Below are 14,462 nucleotides of genomic sequence, written 5' to 3' on the forward strand. Positions count from 1 at the left end.
CGAAGGGCCGCCGCATGGGCCACGCCGGCGCCATCATCTCCGCCTTCGGCGAGTCGGCGCAGGAAAAGGTCGAAATCCTGAAAGACGCCGGCGTCGTGATCGTGCCGACCCCGGCAGCGTTCGGTGCAACGGTCGCCGATGTCCTGAAACAGAGGCTGAAGGCGGCTTGAGCCTGTGCCGGGTCCGGGCCGAGGTGGTGCGTCGAAATCGCTGGCAGCATCGCGAACCGCTGGAGTCGTCCGGCGGTTCGCCGTGCGATTGCGCAAGTTGAGAGGTTGTGAATGAAGCCGCGTGTGATCGTAACCCGCCGCTGGCCGGCCAAAGTGGAGAGAATCCTGGTAGAACGGTTTGACGCCGTGCTGAATGAAGATGACGTGCCCCTGACGGCAGCGGAACTCGCAACGGCGTTCCAGACTTATGACGCAATTCTTCCGACGGTCAGCGATCGACTGCCTGCTTCGGTGTTTCCGTCTGACGGATGTCGCACCCGGCTGCTCGCCAATTTCGGGGTCGGCTTCAGCCACATAGATGTGGCGGCTGCCCGTGAACGCGGCATTGCGGTGACGAATACACCGGGAGTGCTGACGGACTGCACGGCGGACATCGCGATGAGCCTGCTCCTGTCCGTTGCGCGCCGCGCCGGGGAGGGCGAGCGGCAACTGCGCGCCGGCGCCTGGAAGGGATGGTGTCCGACGCATCTCATCGGCACGAAGGTCTCGGGCAAGAAGCTTGGGATCATCGGCATGGGACGCATCGGCAAGGCCATGGCACGTCGGGCGCATTTCGGCTTTGGCATGGATGTCGTCTTCTACAATCGTTCCAGGGTTGACGACGACGAGACCCGGTCTATGTCCGCGCGGCAACTTCCATCCATCGAGGCAGTGCTGGCGGAGTCCGATTTCGTCTCGCTGCATTGTCCGGGCGGTGCCGAAAACAAGCATCTGATTGACGAAGCAAGGCTCTCAATCATGAAGCCGAGCGCTTTCCTCATCAATACGGCGCGCGGGGATGTCGTCGACGAGACCGCCCTTATCTGCGCGCTCGACAAGGGAACGATCGCTGGCGCCGGGCTCGACGTCTATGCCGAAGAACCGGCAGTGCCGCGCGGCCTGCTTGAGCGCGAGAACGTGGTTCTCCTTCCCCATCTCGGCAGCGCGACCGCGGAGACGCGAGAGGCGATGGGCATGAAGGCCCTGGACAATCTCATCGCATTCTTCGAGGGCAAACCCGCTCCGGATCGGGTGGTATGACGGTGGCGCCCGGCCCTGGGTCGGCGCTGATGGATCTGCGCAAGCAGGCGATCGACCTGTTTCGGATGGGCGTCGCTGCGGCCGAGCCGGGCCCTGCGGTTGTCGCTGCGCTGGAACGGCACTCTGAGCGACTTGAAAAGGCCAGGCGCGTCATCCTTATCGCCTTCGGCAAGGCGGCTTGCGCGATGACCTGCGCCGCATTGCCTTTGATTGGCGGCAAGCTGCACAAGGCCGTAGCTGTCACCAATGCCGAAAATGCCGAGGCGATCGATGGCGTGGCGGTCATCACGGCCGGGCACCCCCTGCCGGATCAGGGTAGTCTCGACGCGGGCCGCGCCGTCGAGAATCTTGCCCGATCGGCGGAGTCCGGCGACCTTCTTCTCGTTCTGGTCAGCGGTGGCGGCTCGGCGTTGTTATGCGCTCCCTCTGCCGGGCTGTCGCTGGCTGGCAAGATTACGCTCAACGACACCCTCATCCGTTCGGGCGCCGACATTCGGGAGGTCAACACTGTCAGGCAGCATTTTTCGCGCCTGAAGGGCGGACGCTTGGCGCAATTGGCTTCGAGGGCCGACATACTGTCGCTCATTGTTTCGGATGTGCCCGACGACGACGTTCGCCTTGTGGCCAGCGGCCCTACAGCTCCGCTCTACGCTTCCGTTTCCCATGCGCACAGCGTGCTTTCGAAGTATCGGGTCGACTCGTCTTTCAAGGACGCTCTTCTTTCGCCTGACGAGCGCTTTTCAGAAGCGATGTTCGACCGCATCGAGAATGTGGTCGTCGGTTCCAACCGCATGAGTGTTGAAAGCGTGATGGCAAAAGCCCAGCAACACGGCATTCATGTCGTCAAGGCCGGCGGCTGGTTGTCCGGCAATGTCTGTGACGCCGCCCGCACGCTCCACGGTATCGCGCTCCAGCATGCCTGCCATTCAGGACCGGTGGCGGTGGTCGCCGGCGGCGAGACAACCGTCGAGGTCTCGGGGACGGGCAAGGGAGGACGCAATCAGGAACTGGCGCTGCGGTTCGCGCTGGCCAATGAAGAGAAACCGATCCGCCGCGACTGGGTGTTTCTGAGCGGCGGTACCGATGGCCGGGACGGTCCCACCGACGCGGCCGGGGCTATCGTCGACGCAGGGTCCACGTTCCGAATGCGCAACTTCGGTCCGGAGCCCGCCCTCCTGCTGGGCAACAATGATTCCTATGCCGCGTTGGCAACGTCTGGAGATTTGCTGATGACGGGCGCTACCGGCACCAATGTCGCCGACCTGCAGATATTGTTGATGCAGTAGCATTCGTTGCATTCCACGCCGTCCAGCGACATGAAGCGACGCCGGCCGTAGCGCGCGCAAGGCTCATGCCTCGCGACGGCCCCAATCCACAGTGTGTCGACCTGATCGATTGTACTAGAAGGAAAATTAAATTCATGCTATGAATGGAAATTATGCGATGAATGGAGATCGTGGCGGATCGCGTCGATCGGGGATCAATGCCGAAAGGTGGTCGAAGCAGGGAAGTGATCGGCCAGCGTAGGGGACTGCAAGGGAGAGGGCGCAAGAGCCGAAGGCCGGGAACGCACATGAATGCCGCCGAGTCTGAGATCAGCGCCAATGTGTCGGGACCTAGGTGGAGTCAATGCCCGAAAAGAGCAGATTCAGGATCTTCATCGGAGAGCGCAATCCGCTCGTGGTCGCTGCCCTTGGGGATATGATCTCGCGAGATGATCGCTTCGATCTCGTTGGTAGCGTCCAGGCCGGTGAGGCTTTTCTCCGGGCGGCGTCTGCCTCAACTCCTCAGTTCGACCTCGCCGTGCTCGGGTGGAAATTGTCGGACATGGACGCCGGCGCTGTCATGACGGAGATGCAGCGGCGCAGCCTGCATGCGCGCCTCGTGATCTTTTCCAACGATCACGACATCGCTATCCTCAAACAGTGCGTGCGCCTTGGCGTCCAGGGGTTCTGCTATCAGTTCGATGACCCGGCGATCCTTTTCGACACCCTGGTGGCGGTCGCCAATGGCCGCATTTGTGTCCCTTACCTGGACGTCTCGAAAATCAACGACACGCCGATGTCGCGACTGACGACACGCGAGCGCGAGCTGCTTTCGGTGCTGGCCGACGGCTGGACCAATCTGCAGATCGCGACCCGCACCGGAATTTCCGAGAATACGGTCAAATACCACCTCAGGAACCTCTACGACAAACTTGACGTCCGCAACCGGGCGATGGCTGTGGCGCTCTACACCGGCGAGAAAAACCGAGGGCGCGTTTGAACTCACCGGGAAGGTTTTGCCATGGGCTGCATCGCTGTCCTTGGCAATCCTTTGTGCGGGACAGCCGTCACGGCCTGGGGACTACTCGGTCCCCCGCGCTATGTCCGGGCGGCTTTGAAGCAATCCGCGACAGCTGGGTCCCCTCCAAGGAAAGTCCGGGTGCTGCGGTCGCGTTCATCCGTCCATGTCAGGGATAAGCGGGAAGGGTGCCAGGATCTACCCGCGCAGCGAACAGGGGCATCGCAAGCCTTGCCGCGTCAGCGTAAAGCATCCGTCCTGAGGCGCGAACCAGATCCCTGCCGATAATCGCTTCCAGCACACCTTGTGTTCTGAGCGGCATCAGATCGGTGCAGGCGCTCATTCTGACGAAGACGCTGCTGATCGGTATGGCAACGCCGTGGATCGGAACGAGCGGCTCTTCGTCTTTCTCGCCCCATTCCTCGAGCGCCTCGAGCGCTTCGTGAAAAGCGTTCTGGAGGGTGATCGGCGCATGCCCTTCAAAGAGATCTGGAAACACCTTGTGCATATCCATGTCCAAGCCCCTTCCCGAGGTCCCTGCGAAACGCGCCGAGCTGGCGGTTTGTCGAATATGAACCTCAGTCCTAGATATCTTGCGTCATTTTCCTATAAGGCAACATGTTTGCATAACAGTTAAATGGCGTCTAGCTCCAAATCGCGCTGGACCAATGCTGGCAAGGTCGTGATTCATGCCTGGTTCGGTGGTCCCGGGTCGGCCCTGCCGATCATCATTCGGTTGGTGCTCCAACCCACCCGAACGAATGGCAAATCTACCCGTCCGGGCGTTTTCAAGAAGGCGGAAAGTCTATCTGCTTCCAGATGGAGAATCCCGGGATGTCCGCTTCGCCGGGCAAGCTCGGGACAACATTGGAAGAATGGGTGCCGCTTTGAACGACAGCAGACCACTCAGCTGTCACGAGGACGTCCGGAGCCTGCTTTTCAGGCTCCTGACGACCGTCGTCAGCGCACGGGAGCCCGGGCTGGGGGATGTTCTGACCGGGCGTGCAAGCCTCGACACCCTCACCGACGCTCAGCGCATTCCGGCCCTGCAGGCGACAGGGATATGGTTTCAGCTCGTCGCGATCGCGAACGAACTGTTGGCGATGCGTTCACGCCGCGAACTTGAGCAGATGGGCGGCGCGGACGAGGTGATCGGCTCCTTCGCCAATGTCATAGGCGAAATAAAAGCAGCCGGTTACCCGGCCGAGGAGATCCAGGCCGCCCTCGACACGCTGAGTGTCGGTCCCACCATGACCGCCCACCCGACCGAGGCAAAGCGAGTCACGGTTCTTGAAATCCACCGGCGCATCTACCGCAAGCTCACCGAACTCGAACAGCAGCGCTGGGCGCCGCGCGAGCATGAGCAATTGATCGACGATCTCAGGAGCGAGATCGAGCTGCTGTGGATGTCGGGCGAGTTGCGGCTTGAACGCCCCTCGGTTGAAAGTGAGATCGCCTGGGGACTGCATTTTTTCCGCGAGGTGATCTTCGAGGCGACTCCGAAGATCTATGATGCCGTCGAGGAAGCGCTGGCCTGTCACTACCCGAAATACGACCTCAAGGTGCCGTCCTTCATGCGCTACGCGTCGTGGATCGGCGGGGACCGTGACGGCAATCCGAATGTGACTGCAAGCACTACCGCTTGCGCGCTCAAGGAATCGCGCCAGGCGATTATCGGCTGGTACATCCAGCAGGTTCGCCGACTGGTCACGGTGCTTAGCGTCAGCGCCAATGTCGTCGACATCCCGGAGGACTTCAACAAGGCGCTGGGCCAGGCGCTGCATCGGAGCGGCGCGGCCCGGGAGATTGTGGCGCGCAATCCGGGAGAGCCGCTGCGGCAGTTCGCGGCCGCGATGTTGGATCGCTTGCGGGCCACGCTCGGTGAGACAGCGGCCAAGCCGTATGCCCGTTCGGAGCTGCTTAAGGCCGACCTGCGCCACCTCGAAACGGTGCTGGCCAAATTGGGCGGCAACCTGGTCGGGCGACGCTTCGTCCGCCCCTTGCGCCAGCAAGTCGAAACCTTCGGCTTCCGAACGGTCGCGTTGGACATTCGCCAGAACTCGACGGTGGTCAATCGAGTGCTGGCCGAGCTTTTCAGGCTTACAGATGGGGATCAGGCGCCCGCGCCGGATACGCCACAATGGGGCCTGCGAATTCGGACAGCGCTCAGTACCGGCGAGCAGCTTGGGATCGGCCGGGGGGCGCTTTCCGCGGAGGCGCGCGAGCTCCTTGACCTGTTCGACGTCATTCGCGAGGCCGCGTCTGGACTGAACGGCGGTGCGGTGGGCGCCTTCATCCTGAGCATGACACGCTCTTGCGATGACTTGCTTGCCGTCTATTTGCTCGGCCAATACAGCGGCATGGCCACCGCTCTCGACGGCAGCGGCACAATCGGACTGCGTGTCGTGCCACTTTTCGAGACCATTGCCGACCTGCGTGCCGCCCCCGACATTCTAGATCGGCTGCTGTCGGTCTCGATCGTACGCCGCTCGCTGCGCGACTTCTCCAACCGGCAGGAAGTCATGCTGGGATATTCCGATTCGAACAAGGACGGCGGGTTCCTCGCTTCGAACTGGGAGTTGAACAAGACGCAAAGGCGTATCCACGCTCTCGGCCAGAAGCGAAAGATCAAGATCAGCTTCTTCCACGGCCGTGGCGGTTCGGTCAGCCGGGGCGGTGCGCCGACTGGCCGGGCGATCGCCGCCCAGCCCGCCGGCACGGTCGGCGGAGCCATGCGCGTGACGGAGCAGGGCGAGGTGGTGTCGTCGAAATTCGCCAATCGTGGCACGGGGCGTTACCAGCTTGAAATCCTGGCCGCGAGCGTTTTCGCCCACAGCGTCAAGTCGGCCAACGAGCCCGAGCTGAGGGACATCCCCGAGTTCAACGAGGCTCTGGAGGCGTTGACCGGCATGTCGCAGGCGTCCTATTCGGGCCTGATCAACGAGCCGGGTTTTATCGATTATTTCCATCAGGCAAGCCCTGTGGAGGAGCTGTCGCTGCTCAAGATCGGATCGCGTCCGGCACGCCGGTTCGGCGCCCGCGATATTTCCGACCTGCGAGCCATCCCTTGGGTTTTCGCCTGGAGCCAGAACCGGCATCTGCTGACCAACTGGTACGGCATCGGCAGCGCGCTCAATTCCTTCCTCAATGTTCGCGGCAACGCCGGATTGGAACTGCTCAGGCAGATGTTCGAGCGCTCGCGCTTCTTCCGTCTCATCATCGATGAGGTCGACAAGGGAATTTACCAGACCGACATGGAAATCGGCCGGCTCTATGCCGGTCTGGTGCAAGATCGCGAGGTGGGTGAACGGATCTACCGCAAGATCGCTACCGAATATCTGCTGACCCGAAAGATGATCGCCGAGGTCAATGGCGGTCTGAAGGTCTCGCAGCGCTTCCCTGCCTTCAAGCAGCATTTCGATCGCATCAGGCCGCAGATGGACGGCATACACCGACTGCAGGTGCAGCTCTTGCGCGAGGTCCGCGCACAGGACGGCTCCACCGCAAAACCCAAGCGGGCGGTCAACGCACTTTTGCTTTCGATCAACTGCATTTCAACCGGTCTCGGCTGGACCGGCTGACAGCAATCTTGACGCAAGCGTCGCGTCGCACGGGAGGAGCCTCATGAACATTTCGACCAAGCCTGGCACTGGTACCGCAGCTCGGTTCTTCCGCGCCGGCGTGGCCATTACGGATCATTCCGTCAATGACGCCATGGCGCGCGAACTCACACGCCAGCGTGACGAGGTCGAGCTGATCGCTTCCGAAAACATCGTCTCCAGGGCGGTGCTCGAGGCACAAGGTTCGGTGCTGACCAACAAATATGCGGAGGGGTATCCGGGCCGCCGGTATTATGGCGGCTGCCAGTTCGTGGACGAAGTCGAGGATCTGGCGCGCAAGCGCGCCAAGACGCTGTTTGGCTGCTCCTTCGCCAACGTCCAGCCGAACTCCGGCAGCCAGGCCAACCAATCGGTTTTCATGGCGCTGATGCAGCCTGGTGATACCTTTCTGGGCCTTAACCTCGCCGCCGGCGGACATCTTACCCACGGCGCGCCGGTCAACCAGTCCGGCAAGTGGTTCAATGTCGTCTCCTACGGGGTTCGCCCCGACACGCATCGCATCGACCTCGATGAGGTGCGCGATCTGGCGCGCAAGCACCGGCCCAAGGTGATCCTTGCCGGCGGCTCCGCCTATCCGCGCATCATCGATTTCAAGGCCTTTCGCGCGATAGCCGACGAGGTTGGCGCCAAGCTGTTCGTGGACATGGCGCATTTTGCCGGCCTGGTTGCCGGTGGCGTCCACCCCACCCCCCTCGAACACGCCCACGTGGTGACCACAACCACCCATAAGACGCTGCGCGGCCCGCGTGGCGGCATGGTGCTGTCCAACGATGAGGAGATCGGCAAGAAGATCAACTCCGCGGTGTTCCCTGGCCTCCAGGGCGGACCGCTGATGCACGTCATCGCCGCAAAGGCCGTCGCTTTCGGCGAGGCGCTGGCGCCCGAATTCAAGGCTTATGCCGCAAACGTCGTCGCCAATGCCAAAGCCCTTGCCGAGACCCTCGCCGATGGCGGTGTCGACATCGTCTCAGGTGGCACCGATACGCATTTGATGCTGGTCGACCTGCGGCGCAAGGGTCTGACTGGCAAGTCGGTCGAGGCCGCGCTCGGCCGCGCCCACATCACCTGCAACAAGAATGGCATCCCATTCGACCCGCAGGGACCAATGGTCACCTCCGGGATTCGGCTCGGCACGCCGGCATGCACGACACGCGGGTTCCTCGCCGACGAGTTCCGTCAGGTCGGCCGCCTGACGATGTGCGTCATCGATGGCCTGGCTGCCAAAGGCGAGACCGGCAACGCGGCAGTCGAGGCGGCGGTACGCGAGGAAGTGCACGATTTGGTCAGCCGATTTCCGATCTACGAGTGACCTTTGCCGGAGCAAAGGTGCCGGCGAAGTCGGAACCGCGTTCTTGCTGAGCAGGCCGGCATGATCCGACCTGGAGCAATTCCGGACGGAAAACCGTGCAACGGTTTTCCGTCCGGAATTGCGTAAGGACAAAGAGATCGAGCGGTTCGCCGTTTCCATGAAACGGCTGGCGTTCAACCGTTGATGGATCAGCGCCGGAAGCCCTGATCGCCGAGTGCAATTCCGCCGGGGACCCTAAGGCTGCTTTGCCGCTTTCGGCGGCCGCTCCGCGCAATCGAAAAGGCGTGGCCCCCAAACCTGTGGAGACGATGGCGAACGCGCGTAGCGCGCGAAGGCAGCCCTGTATCCAGGTCCAATCCGCTCAGGGCATCTCTGCCTTGCCGACGCCATCCACTATCTGCTCCGCGTCACTTGACAGGAAATTAACTTTGCCGGATATTCCTGAAGGGAAATTAATTTTCCCCATGCGCCAAGCGCAAACGAAGCCGAAAATGGCCACCCTGGAGGGAGAACACATGGAAGCTGCAATCAGTGATCGAACTGGCGAACTAAGTCTCAATCAGCGTATCGACAGAATGCATGCCCGCGATCGGGCTGGCCTGGTGGCCTTCATCGTCGTGCTGTGGTGCACGCTCTTATTCGCGCTGACCAACGTCTGGCCTTACATTTCGATTCCCGCAATCCGCATCATCCTGACGATAGCATGCGGGTTGGTGTTGGCCTTCAACACGGCGGCCATCGTCGCCATGCTGCGCCACTACGTCGAAGACAAGCACTTCATCTACGGCCTCGACATCAAGCATCTCGACGAGATGCGCCGGCGCCGGGCTTAAGGAGCTGGCAATGGCTTATCAACCTCCCAAACAGAGCCTGGCCGGTCAGGTCTTCGACGTTCTCACCCTGCTCGTCCTGACGGTGGGCGCCCTCTATCTGCCCCTTTACCTGGGCTTTGCCGGCGCCGCCAAAACGCCCAGCCCGATCGCCAACCCGACCTGGGAAGCGCTCGGCCAGAACCCCATTGAAACCAAGCAATGGGCCGCTATCGGAATCACCGATCCAGCCGTCGCGAACGACATCATCAACGCGCGTTTCGACTACAGCTTCAGTTGGCTCCCGCTGATCGTCATGGCGGTGCTGGTCATTGGCTATTTTGTCTTGGTGGTGCGGCTTTCCGGCAAGGAATACCGCGAAGTGATCGAAGAACGCTTCGGCTCGAAGCGGCGATAGGGGAGGCGACCTTGGATATCTGGAACATTCTGGAATATGCGGCCTGGGCCCTTTCCGCCATGTTCGGTGCGCTGATGCTCATCAATCTCATTCGCATCGACACCACCTACGACAACGATCTGCTGACCTCATCGCGCGAAGGCGAGATTGAGGTTTCGGCCGAGCGCCACACGATCTGAGGGGAACGGAGATGGCAAACGTAACATCAACCGCTGACGGGACCGAGCGGCTCCAGCTCCTGCGTGTCCTCGGCCCTGCCCATATCTGGGCGCTCGGCGTCGGCATCGTGCTCGTCGGCGAGTATATGGGCTGGAACTTCTCCATCGGCAAAGGCGGCATGATCGCCGGTCTCATCGCCTGTTGGGTGGCCGGCCTGCTCTATACCTGCGTGGCGATGATCGATTCCGAAGTGACGTCGACCATTGCGGCTGCCGGCGGCCAATACGCCCAGGCCAAGCACATCGTCGGGCCGTTGATGGCCTTCAATGTCGGCCTGTTCCTTGTCATGGCCTACACCATGCTCGAGGCGGCCAACGCGATCACCGTCGGCTACCTGCTCGACACGGTCGCGGGGATGATGGGACATACCGGGCTCAACCAGCAGCCCTTCATCGTCCTCTCGATCATGTTCCTGGCGTGGCTCAACTTTCGCGGCGTGCTGGCGACGCTGACCTTCAATCTGGTCATTACAGCCATCGCCTTCCTGGCGATCATCGCCCTGTTCGTCGCGGTGCAGCTCGGCGTCTCGGCCGTACCGCTCGACTTCACGGCGATCACCAAGGCTCCGTTGCCCTATGGCTGGATCGGCATCGTCGCGTCGCTGCACTTCGGCCTGTGGTACTATCTCGGCATCGAAGGCACCTGCCAGGCAGCCGAAGAGGTGCGCTCGCCGGCGCGTTCGCTGCCCTACGGTACGATGGCCGGCATCATGACGCTGCTGATTGCAGCGACCATGACCTGGTATGTCTGCTCCGGCCTCCTGCCTTGGGAATATCTCGGCCAGGCCGGCACGCCGCTCTTCGATGCCGCGCGTGTCACGGGCAGCACTGGATTGATGATCCTGCTTTTCCTCGGCACGATGTTCTCGACACTTGCCTCGGCAAATGGCTGCATCAACGACGCCTCGCGTGCGTGGTTCTCGATGGGCCGCGACCGCTACCTGCCGAGCTGGTTCGGCGCGGTGCATCCGGTCTACCGCACGCCTTACCGGTCGATCGTCTTCCTGGTTCCCATCGCGCTGATCTTTGCGTTGGGCGCGCCGCTCGACCAGGTCGTGACGTTCTCGATCCTGTCGGGCCTGCTCGGATACACCTTCATGACCTTCAACATGGTCATGTTCCGGCGCAAATGGCCGCTCGACACGATCAAGCGCGGCTATGTGCATCCGTTCCATCCGCTGCCGACGATCGTCCTGCTGACCCTTTGCGCCGCAGCCTATTTCGCCGTCTTCCTCGGCTACGGCACGCAGCTCAGCGCGATGATGTGCTTCTACATCGTGGCATCGCTCTGGTTCCACTTCCGGCGCTACCAGTTCGTGCGCCGCGGCGACCAGTTCACCATGCCCTGGCCAAAGCCGCGCGGTTACTAGATCAACCAGACGGGCGGCGCACTGCAGCGCCGCCCGTCCTGTGCAAGGCGATCTCGATGATCACCACAATTGCTTTTTCGGCCTTTATCGTCGCCTCCTGTGTCTGGATGGGCAAGCGTGCGATCAGCGACCACCGTGCTGTCCTCGCGCAGCGCAGGGGTCTCCTTGACGAGGCAGCGGGGCTTTTTCCCAACGCCAAGATCAGCGTCGCACCCGATCATTTTCCAATGCTCGTCAGCCGCCTTGAGGGTGGCAGGCAGATACGGGTCGAACTCCTTGCCGACGCCATGGTGACGCGTCGGCTCCCGCAGCTCTGGCTCAGGGTGACGCTCAGCGAGGCTGGCGAGCGTTGCCGGCCAACGATCGGTGCGCTCGCGCGCCCGACCGGAGCTGAATACTATTCTCTTGTCCATGACATGCCTGAATGGATGACGCCGCCGGAGACCGGCGCTTCACTCTTGATGCGGGGGGACGGTCGTGCCACGGCGCGGCAGGTCGAGCGTGCCGAAACGATGTTCCGCAGCCTCTTTGCCGATCCGGCCATGAAGGAAGCCGTCATTTCGCCGCGCGGCACCCGGGTGATCCTCCAGGCCGCCCAGGGCGAGCGCGCAGCACATCTGTTTCTGCGGCAGGTCCGCTTTCCCGTGACGACGATTTCAGCCAGCCTCGTCAAAGAGGCAGTCGCGAAGGCGGAGGCCTTGAGCGAAGCGCTGGCCGCGAACGAAGCCGCCATGCCCGTTTACGAAGCGGCCTGAGCCGCCAGAGGTCTCACCATGGCCAAGCCGATCAATCCTTACCTGGTCCTCGCCCTGGCAATCATCCTGCCGGGCGCCGGCCATGTCGCCGTGCGCGACGTGAGGCGTGGGCTGGCTTTTGCTTTCTTCGTGATCTTGTTTTCGGTGATCAGCTACATGACGACGACGCCGGACAAGTCGTTCGTCGGCCGGCATGCGTTTGGGTTGTTCGTCTGGGCATTGTCGATCCCGGACGCCTATCGTCGCGCTCGGATCCTGGCGGTCACGGCAAGGACGAGGTAGCCTGGTGGAACTCAAGCCGCTCGGCGCGGTCACTGCGGCCGAGCAATGATATCGAAAACATACTGCTTGGCACTCCGGACGCTGTCTTCCGGCGAGGCGCCGAGGGCAAGAAAGGCGGCGATGGCGCTGGACAGCATGCAACCTGTTCCGCGCATCCCGCGATCCAGGCGAGGTGCCTCGAACCGAGTGGCAGGGCGGTTTGGCTGCAGCAGCACATCGACGGCATAGGCTCCTTGCGCGTGTCCGCCCTTGACGAGCACAGCGGTACCTGTGGTGCCAGACAATTCCTCGCCTTGAAGGCGGGCGCTTTCTTCGTCAGGCGCCGGATCCGATCCGGTCAGCGTCGCCAATTCGAGCAAATTGGGTGTGACGAGCCGGCAGACCGGCATCAGATCGCGGCGCAGAGCGTCGATGGCATCGACCTCCAGCAGCACACGTCCAGAACTGGCGGCCAGCACCGGGTCGAGCACGACCGGCACTTGGCGGTTGGCCGCCAGGACGGAGCCGACCGCTTCGATCGCTGACGCCGTCCCCAGCATGCCGATCTTCACCGCAGCGACTTGGTTGGCGGCAAAGCCTGCGCGCATCTGGGCAGCGATAAGCTCCGGCAGCATCTGGTCGATCCGCACGACGGCCGCATGCGTCTGCACGGTGACGGCCGTAACGGCGAGGCAACTGCGCAGTCCAAAGGCCGCAACAGTCTCGATGTCGCGCGCTATTCCAGCACCGCCGCTGGAATCCGAGCCGGCGACGATGAGCACATGCGGTGTCATCGCCATTGCGCCGTCGCCGCCAGCCATTCCAGCGCGCGTGCCTCGGGGCGCGCGTTGCGGGTGATGTCGGTCACGACTGCTGCGCTCTCGGCGCCCTGCGCGAAGACACCGGCAAGGCGCTCGACGGTCAGTCCGCCGATGGCGACCAGTGGAAGCTGGCCGACGCGCCGCTTCCAGGCGGCGATGCGGTCGAGTCCCTGCGGGCTCCATTTCATCGCCTTGAGGACGGTCGGGTAGATCGGGCCGAGCGCGACATAGTCCGGCTCGGCCGCGAGCGCGGTCTCCAGTTCGGCGTCGTCATGGGTGCTGAGGCCCAGCCTAAGGCCCGCCCTGCGGATCGCCTTTACATCCGCCTCGGCCAAGTCTTCCTGACCGAGATGGACGAAATCGCAATGCTCCTCGATCGCGAGGCGCCAGTAATCGTTGACGATAAGCTGGCAGCCATGGCGTTCACACACCGCCTTCGAGGCACGGATCTCCCGGCGCAGCGAAGCTTCGTCCTGGTCCTTGATGCGCAGTTGCACCAGCTTCACGCCAAGCGGCACAAGACGTTCGATCCATGCGGCGGAATCGACGATCAGGTAGAACGGATCGAGTTTCATCAGAACGCTGCCATGCCGATGACTGGGGTAGAGGGGACGGCCATGTCGCGCGGCTCAAGCAGGCCCGCGCAATGGGCCTCGCGACCCGCCTCGACCGCCTTGCCGAAAGCCGCAGCCATGGCGATAGGATCGCCTGCCTTGGCGACCGCCGTGTTCAGAAGCACCGCGTCGTAACCGAGCTCCATCACGGCTGCGGCATGCGACGGACGGCCAATGCCGGCATCGACGATCAGCGGAATGGCGGGGAAATGGCCGCGCAGGCTTCGAAGCGCATCGGCGTTCTGCGGCCCGCGCGCGGAGCCGATCGGCGCGCACCAGGGCATCAACACCCTGCAGCCAGCATCCAGCAGCCGTTCGGCGACGACAAGGTCGTCGGTCGTGTAGGGGAAGACCGCGAAGCCTTCCGAGGCAAGGATCCTTGCGGCCTCGACCAGCCCGAAGACGTCAGGCTGCAGCGTATCGTGGTTGCCGATCACCTCGAGCTTGATCCAGTCCGTGCCGAACACCTCGCGCGCCATCCGCGCCGTCGTTACCGCTTCGCTCACCGAATGGCAGCCGGCGGTGTTGGGCAGGACGCGAACATCCAGAGATTGGACCAGCGACCAGAACTGGCCTCCGGCCTTGCCACCGGAGGTTTCACGGCGGAGCGACACCGTGACGATCTCGGTGCCGGACGCCTTGATCGCTTCGGCCATGATTGCAGGCGAGGGATAAAGCGCGGTGCCCAGCAGGAGGCGGGACGAGAGCTTCTGTCCGTAAAGTTCGAGCATGGG

General features: G+C 62.6%; 15 protein-coding genes and 1 pseudogene. 12 read left to right on the plus strand and 4 right to left on the minus strand.

Annotated elements, in window-relative coordinates:
- From RFN30_RS27295 to RFN30_RS27310, 4 genes and pseudogenes are all read left to right on the plus strand, one after another.
- Positions 1 to 170: pseudogene (locus RFN30_RS27295) on the plus strand (succinate--CoA ligase subunit alpha); the annotation flags it as partial.
- Between the two features lie 111 nt (positions 171 to 281).
- On the plus strand, positions 282 to 1,250 hold the full coding sequence (locus RFN30_RS27300) for a 2-hydroxyacid dehydrogenase (RefSeq protein WP_320265166.1): 969 nt from the start codon (positions 282 to 284) through the stop codon (positions 1,248 to 1,250).
- Positions 1,247 to 2,536, plus strand: a complete 1,290-nt coding sequence (locus tag RFN30_RS27305) for a glycerate kinase type-2 family protein (RefSeq protein WP_320265168.1) — start codon at positions 1,247 to 1,249, stop codon at positions 2,534 to 2,536. Before RFN30_RS27300 ends, RFN30_RS27305 begins: the two co-directional genes overlap by 4 nt.
- A gap of 343 nt (positions 2,537 to 2,879) precedes the next feature.
- Positions 2,880 to 3,515: a LuxR C-terminal-related transcriptional regulator gene (locus RFN30_RS27310; protein WP_320265169.1), complete on the plus strand. Its 636-nt coding sequence runs from the start codon at positions 2,880 to 2,882 to the stop codon at positions 3,513 to 3,515.
- A gap of 187 nt (positions 3,516 to 3,702) precedes the next feature.
- Here RFN30_RS27310 and RFN30_RS27315 read toward each other — a convergent pair whose 3' ends face one another.
- The gene (locus RFN30_RS27315) at positions 3,703 to 4,047 is read right to left on the minus strand and encodes a BRA0787 family protein (RefSeq protein ID WP_320265171.1); all 345 of its coding nucleotides are present in this window, start codon (positions 4,045 to 4,047) and stop codon (positions 3,703 to 3,705) included.
- Positions 4,048 to 4,420: 373 nt separating this feature from the next.
- On the opposite strand from RFN30_RS27315, the gene RFN30_RS27320 reads away from it, so the two are divergent.
- The 8 genes from RFN30_RS27320 to RFN30_RS27355 all read left to right on the plus strand — a co-directional run bounded on the left by RFN30_RS27320 (position 4,421) and on the right by RFN30_RS27355 (position 12,314).
- Positions 4,421 to 7,114, plus strand: a complete 2,694-nt coding sequence (locus tag RFN30_RS27320) for a phosphoenolpyruvate carboxylase (RefSeq protein WP_320265173.1) — start codon at positions 4,421 to 4,423, stop codon at positions 7,112 to 7,114.
- 43 nt (positions 7,115 to 7,157) lie between these two features.
- Positions 7,158 to 8,462, plus strand: coding sequence for a serine hydroxymethyltransferase (gene glyA / locus RFN30_RS27325; protein ID WP_320265175.1), 1,305 nt, complete (start codon positions 7,158 to 7,160; stop codon positions 8,460 to 8,462).
- 515 nt (positions 8,463 to 8,977) lie between these two features.
- Positions 8,978 to 9,295, plus strand: a complete 318-nt coding sequence (locus RFN30_RS27330; protein ID WP_320265250.1) for a hypothetical protein — start codon at positions 8,978 to 8,980, stop codon at positions 9,293 to 9,295.
- Between the two features lie 10 nt (positions 9,296 to 9,305).
- Complete coding sequence (locus RFN30_RS27335) at positions 9,306 to 9,689, plus strand: hypothetical protein (protein WP_320265177.1); 384 nt, start codon at positions 9,306 to 9,308, stop codon at positions 9,687 to 9,689.
- Between the two features lie 11 nt (positions 9,690 to 9,700).
- A complete protein-coding gene (locus RFN30_RS27340) occupies positions 9,701 to 9,868 on the plus strand; it encodes a hypothetical protein (RefSeq protein WP_320265257.1) in 168 nt (55 codons plus the stop codon).
- Between the two features lie 11 nt (positions 9,869 to 9,879).
- Positions 9,880 to 11,277: an APC family permease gene (locus RFN30_RS27345; protein ID WP_320265178.1), complete on the plus strand. Its 1,398-nt coding sequence runs from the start codon at positions 9,880 to 9,882 to the stop codon at positions 11,275 to 11,277.
- 56 nt (positions 11,278 to 11,333) lie between these two features.
- Positions 11,334 to 12,032 carry a hypothetical protein gene (locus RFN30_RS27350; RefSeq protein ID WP_320265179.1) on the plus strand — a complete coding sequence of 233 codons (699 nt, stop codon included), beginning with the start codon at positions 11,334 to 11,336 and terminating at the stop codon, positions 12,030 to 12,032.
- Between the two features lie 18 nt (positions 12,033 to 12,050).
- Positions 12,051 to 12,314 carry a hypothetical protein gene (locus RFN30_RS27355; protein WP_320265180.1) on the plus strand — a complete coding sequence of 88 codons (264 nt, stop codon included), beginning with the start codon at positions 12,051 to 12,053 and terminating at the stop codon, positions 12,312 to 12,314.
- A 29-nt stretch (positions 12,315 to 12,343) separates the two neighbouring features.
- Here the strand turns inward: RFN30_RS27355 and RFN30_RS27360 are convergent, their stop codons facing one another.
- Genes RFN30_RS27360 through RFN30_RS27370 form a run of 3 tightly spaced genes read right to left on the minus strand, consistent with a single transcriptional unit; the run spans position 12,344 to position 14,459 of the window.
- A complete protein-coding gene (locus tag RFN30_RS27360; RefSeq protein ID WP_320265181.1) occupies positions 12,344 to 13,093 on the minus strand; it encodes a hydroxymethylpyrimidine/phosphomethylpyrimidine kinase in 750 nt (249 codons plus the stop codon).
- Positions 13,084 to 13,689: a thiamine phosphate synthase gene (locus RFN30_RS27365; protein WP_320265182.1), complete on the minus strand. Its 606-nt coding sequence runs from the start codon at positions 13,687 to 13,689 to the stop codon at positions 13,084 to 13,086. The genes RFN30_RS27360 and RFN30_RS27365 overlap by 10 nt, the downstream gene beginning before the upstream one ends.
- The gene (locus RFN30_RS27370; RefSeq protein WP_320265183.1) at positions 13,689 to 14,459 is read right to left on the minus strand and encodes a thiazole synthase; all 771 of its coding nucleotides are present in this window, start codon (positions 14,457 to 14,459) and stop codon (positions 13,689 to 13,691) included. Before RFN30_RS27370 ends, RFN30_RS27365 begins: the two co-directional genes overlap by 1 nt.
- Positions 14,460 to 14,462: the final 3 nt, after the last annotated feature.

Source organism: Mesorhizobium dulcispinae (assembly GCF_033977345.1).
In the GTDB taxonomy this organism is placed as follows: Bacteria; Pseudomonadota; Alphaproteobacteria; order Rhizobiales; family Rhizobiaceae; genus Mesorhizobium; species Mesorhizobium dulcispinae.

Excerpts from the sequence above, each read along its gene's own strand:
- RFN30_RS27335 (WP_320265177.1), top strand. The coding sequence starts at position 9,306 with ATGGCTTATCAACCTCCCAAACAGAGCCTGGCCGGTCAGGTCTTCGAC.
- glyA (WP_320265175.1), top strand. The coding sequence starts at position 7,158 with ATGAACATTTCGACCAAGCCTGGCACTGGTACCGCAGCTCGGTTCTTC.
- RFN30_RS27300 (WP_320265166.1), top strand. The coding sequence starts at position 282 with ATGAAGCCGCGTGTGATCGTAACCCGCCGCTGGCCGGCCAAAGTGGAG.
- RFN30_RS27305 (WP_320265168.1), top strand. The coding sequence starts at position 1,247 with ATGACGGTGGCGCCCGGCCCTGGGTCGGCGCTGATGGATCTGCGCAAG.
- RFN30_RS27350 (WP_320265179.1), top strand. The coding sequence starts at position 11,334 with ATGATCACCACAATTGCTTTTTCGGCCTTTATCGTCGCCTCCTGTGTC.
- RFN30_RS27355 (WP_320265180.1), top strand. The coding sequence starts at position 12,051 with ATGGCCAAGCCGATCAATCCTTACCTGGTCCTCGCCCTGGCAATCATC.
- RFN30_RS27345 (WP_320265178.1), top strand. The coding sequence starts at position 9,880 with ATGGCAAACGTAACATCAACCGCTGACGGGACCGAGCGGCTCCAGCTC.
- RFN30_RS27365 (WP_320265182.1), bottom strand. The coding sequence starts at position 13,689 with ATGAAACTCGATCCGTTCTACCTGATCGTCGATTCCGCCGCATGGATC.
- RFN30_RS27330 (WP_320265250.1), top strand. The coding sequence starts at position 8,978 with ATGGAAGCTGCAATCAGTGATCGAACTGGCGAACTAAGTCTCAATCAG.
- RFN30_RS27315 (WP_320265171.1), bottom strand. The coding sequence starts at position 4,047 with ATGGATATGCACAAGGTGTTTCCAGATCTCTTTGAAGGGCATGCGCCG.
- RFN30_RS27360 (WP_320265181.1), bottom strand. The coding sequence starts at position 13,093 with ATGGCGATGACACCGCATGTGCTCATCGTCGCCGGCTCGGATTCCAGC.
- RFN30_RS27310 (WP_320265169.1), top strand. The coding sequence starts at position 2,880 with ATGCCCGAAAAGAGCAGATTCAGGATCTTCATCGGAGAGCGCAATCCG.
- RFN30_RS27370 (WP_320265183.1), bottom strand. The coding sequence starts at position 14,459 with ATGCTCGAACTTTACGGACAGAAGCTCTCGTCCCGCCTCCTGCTGGGC.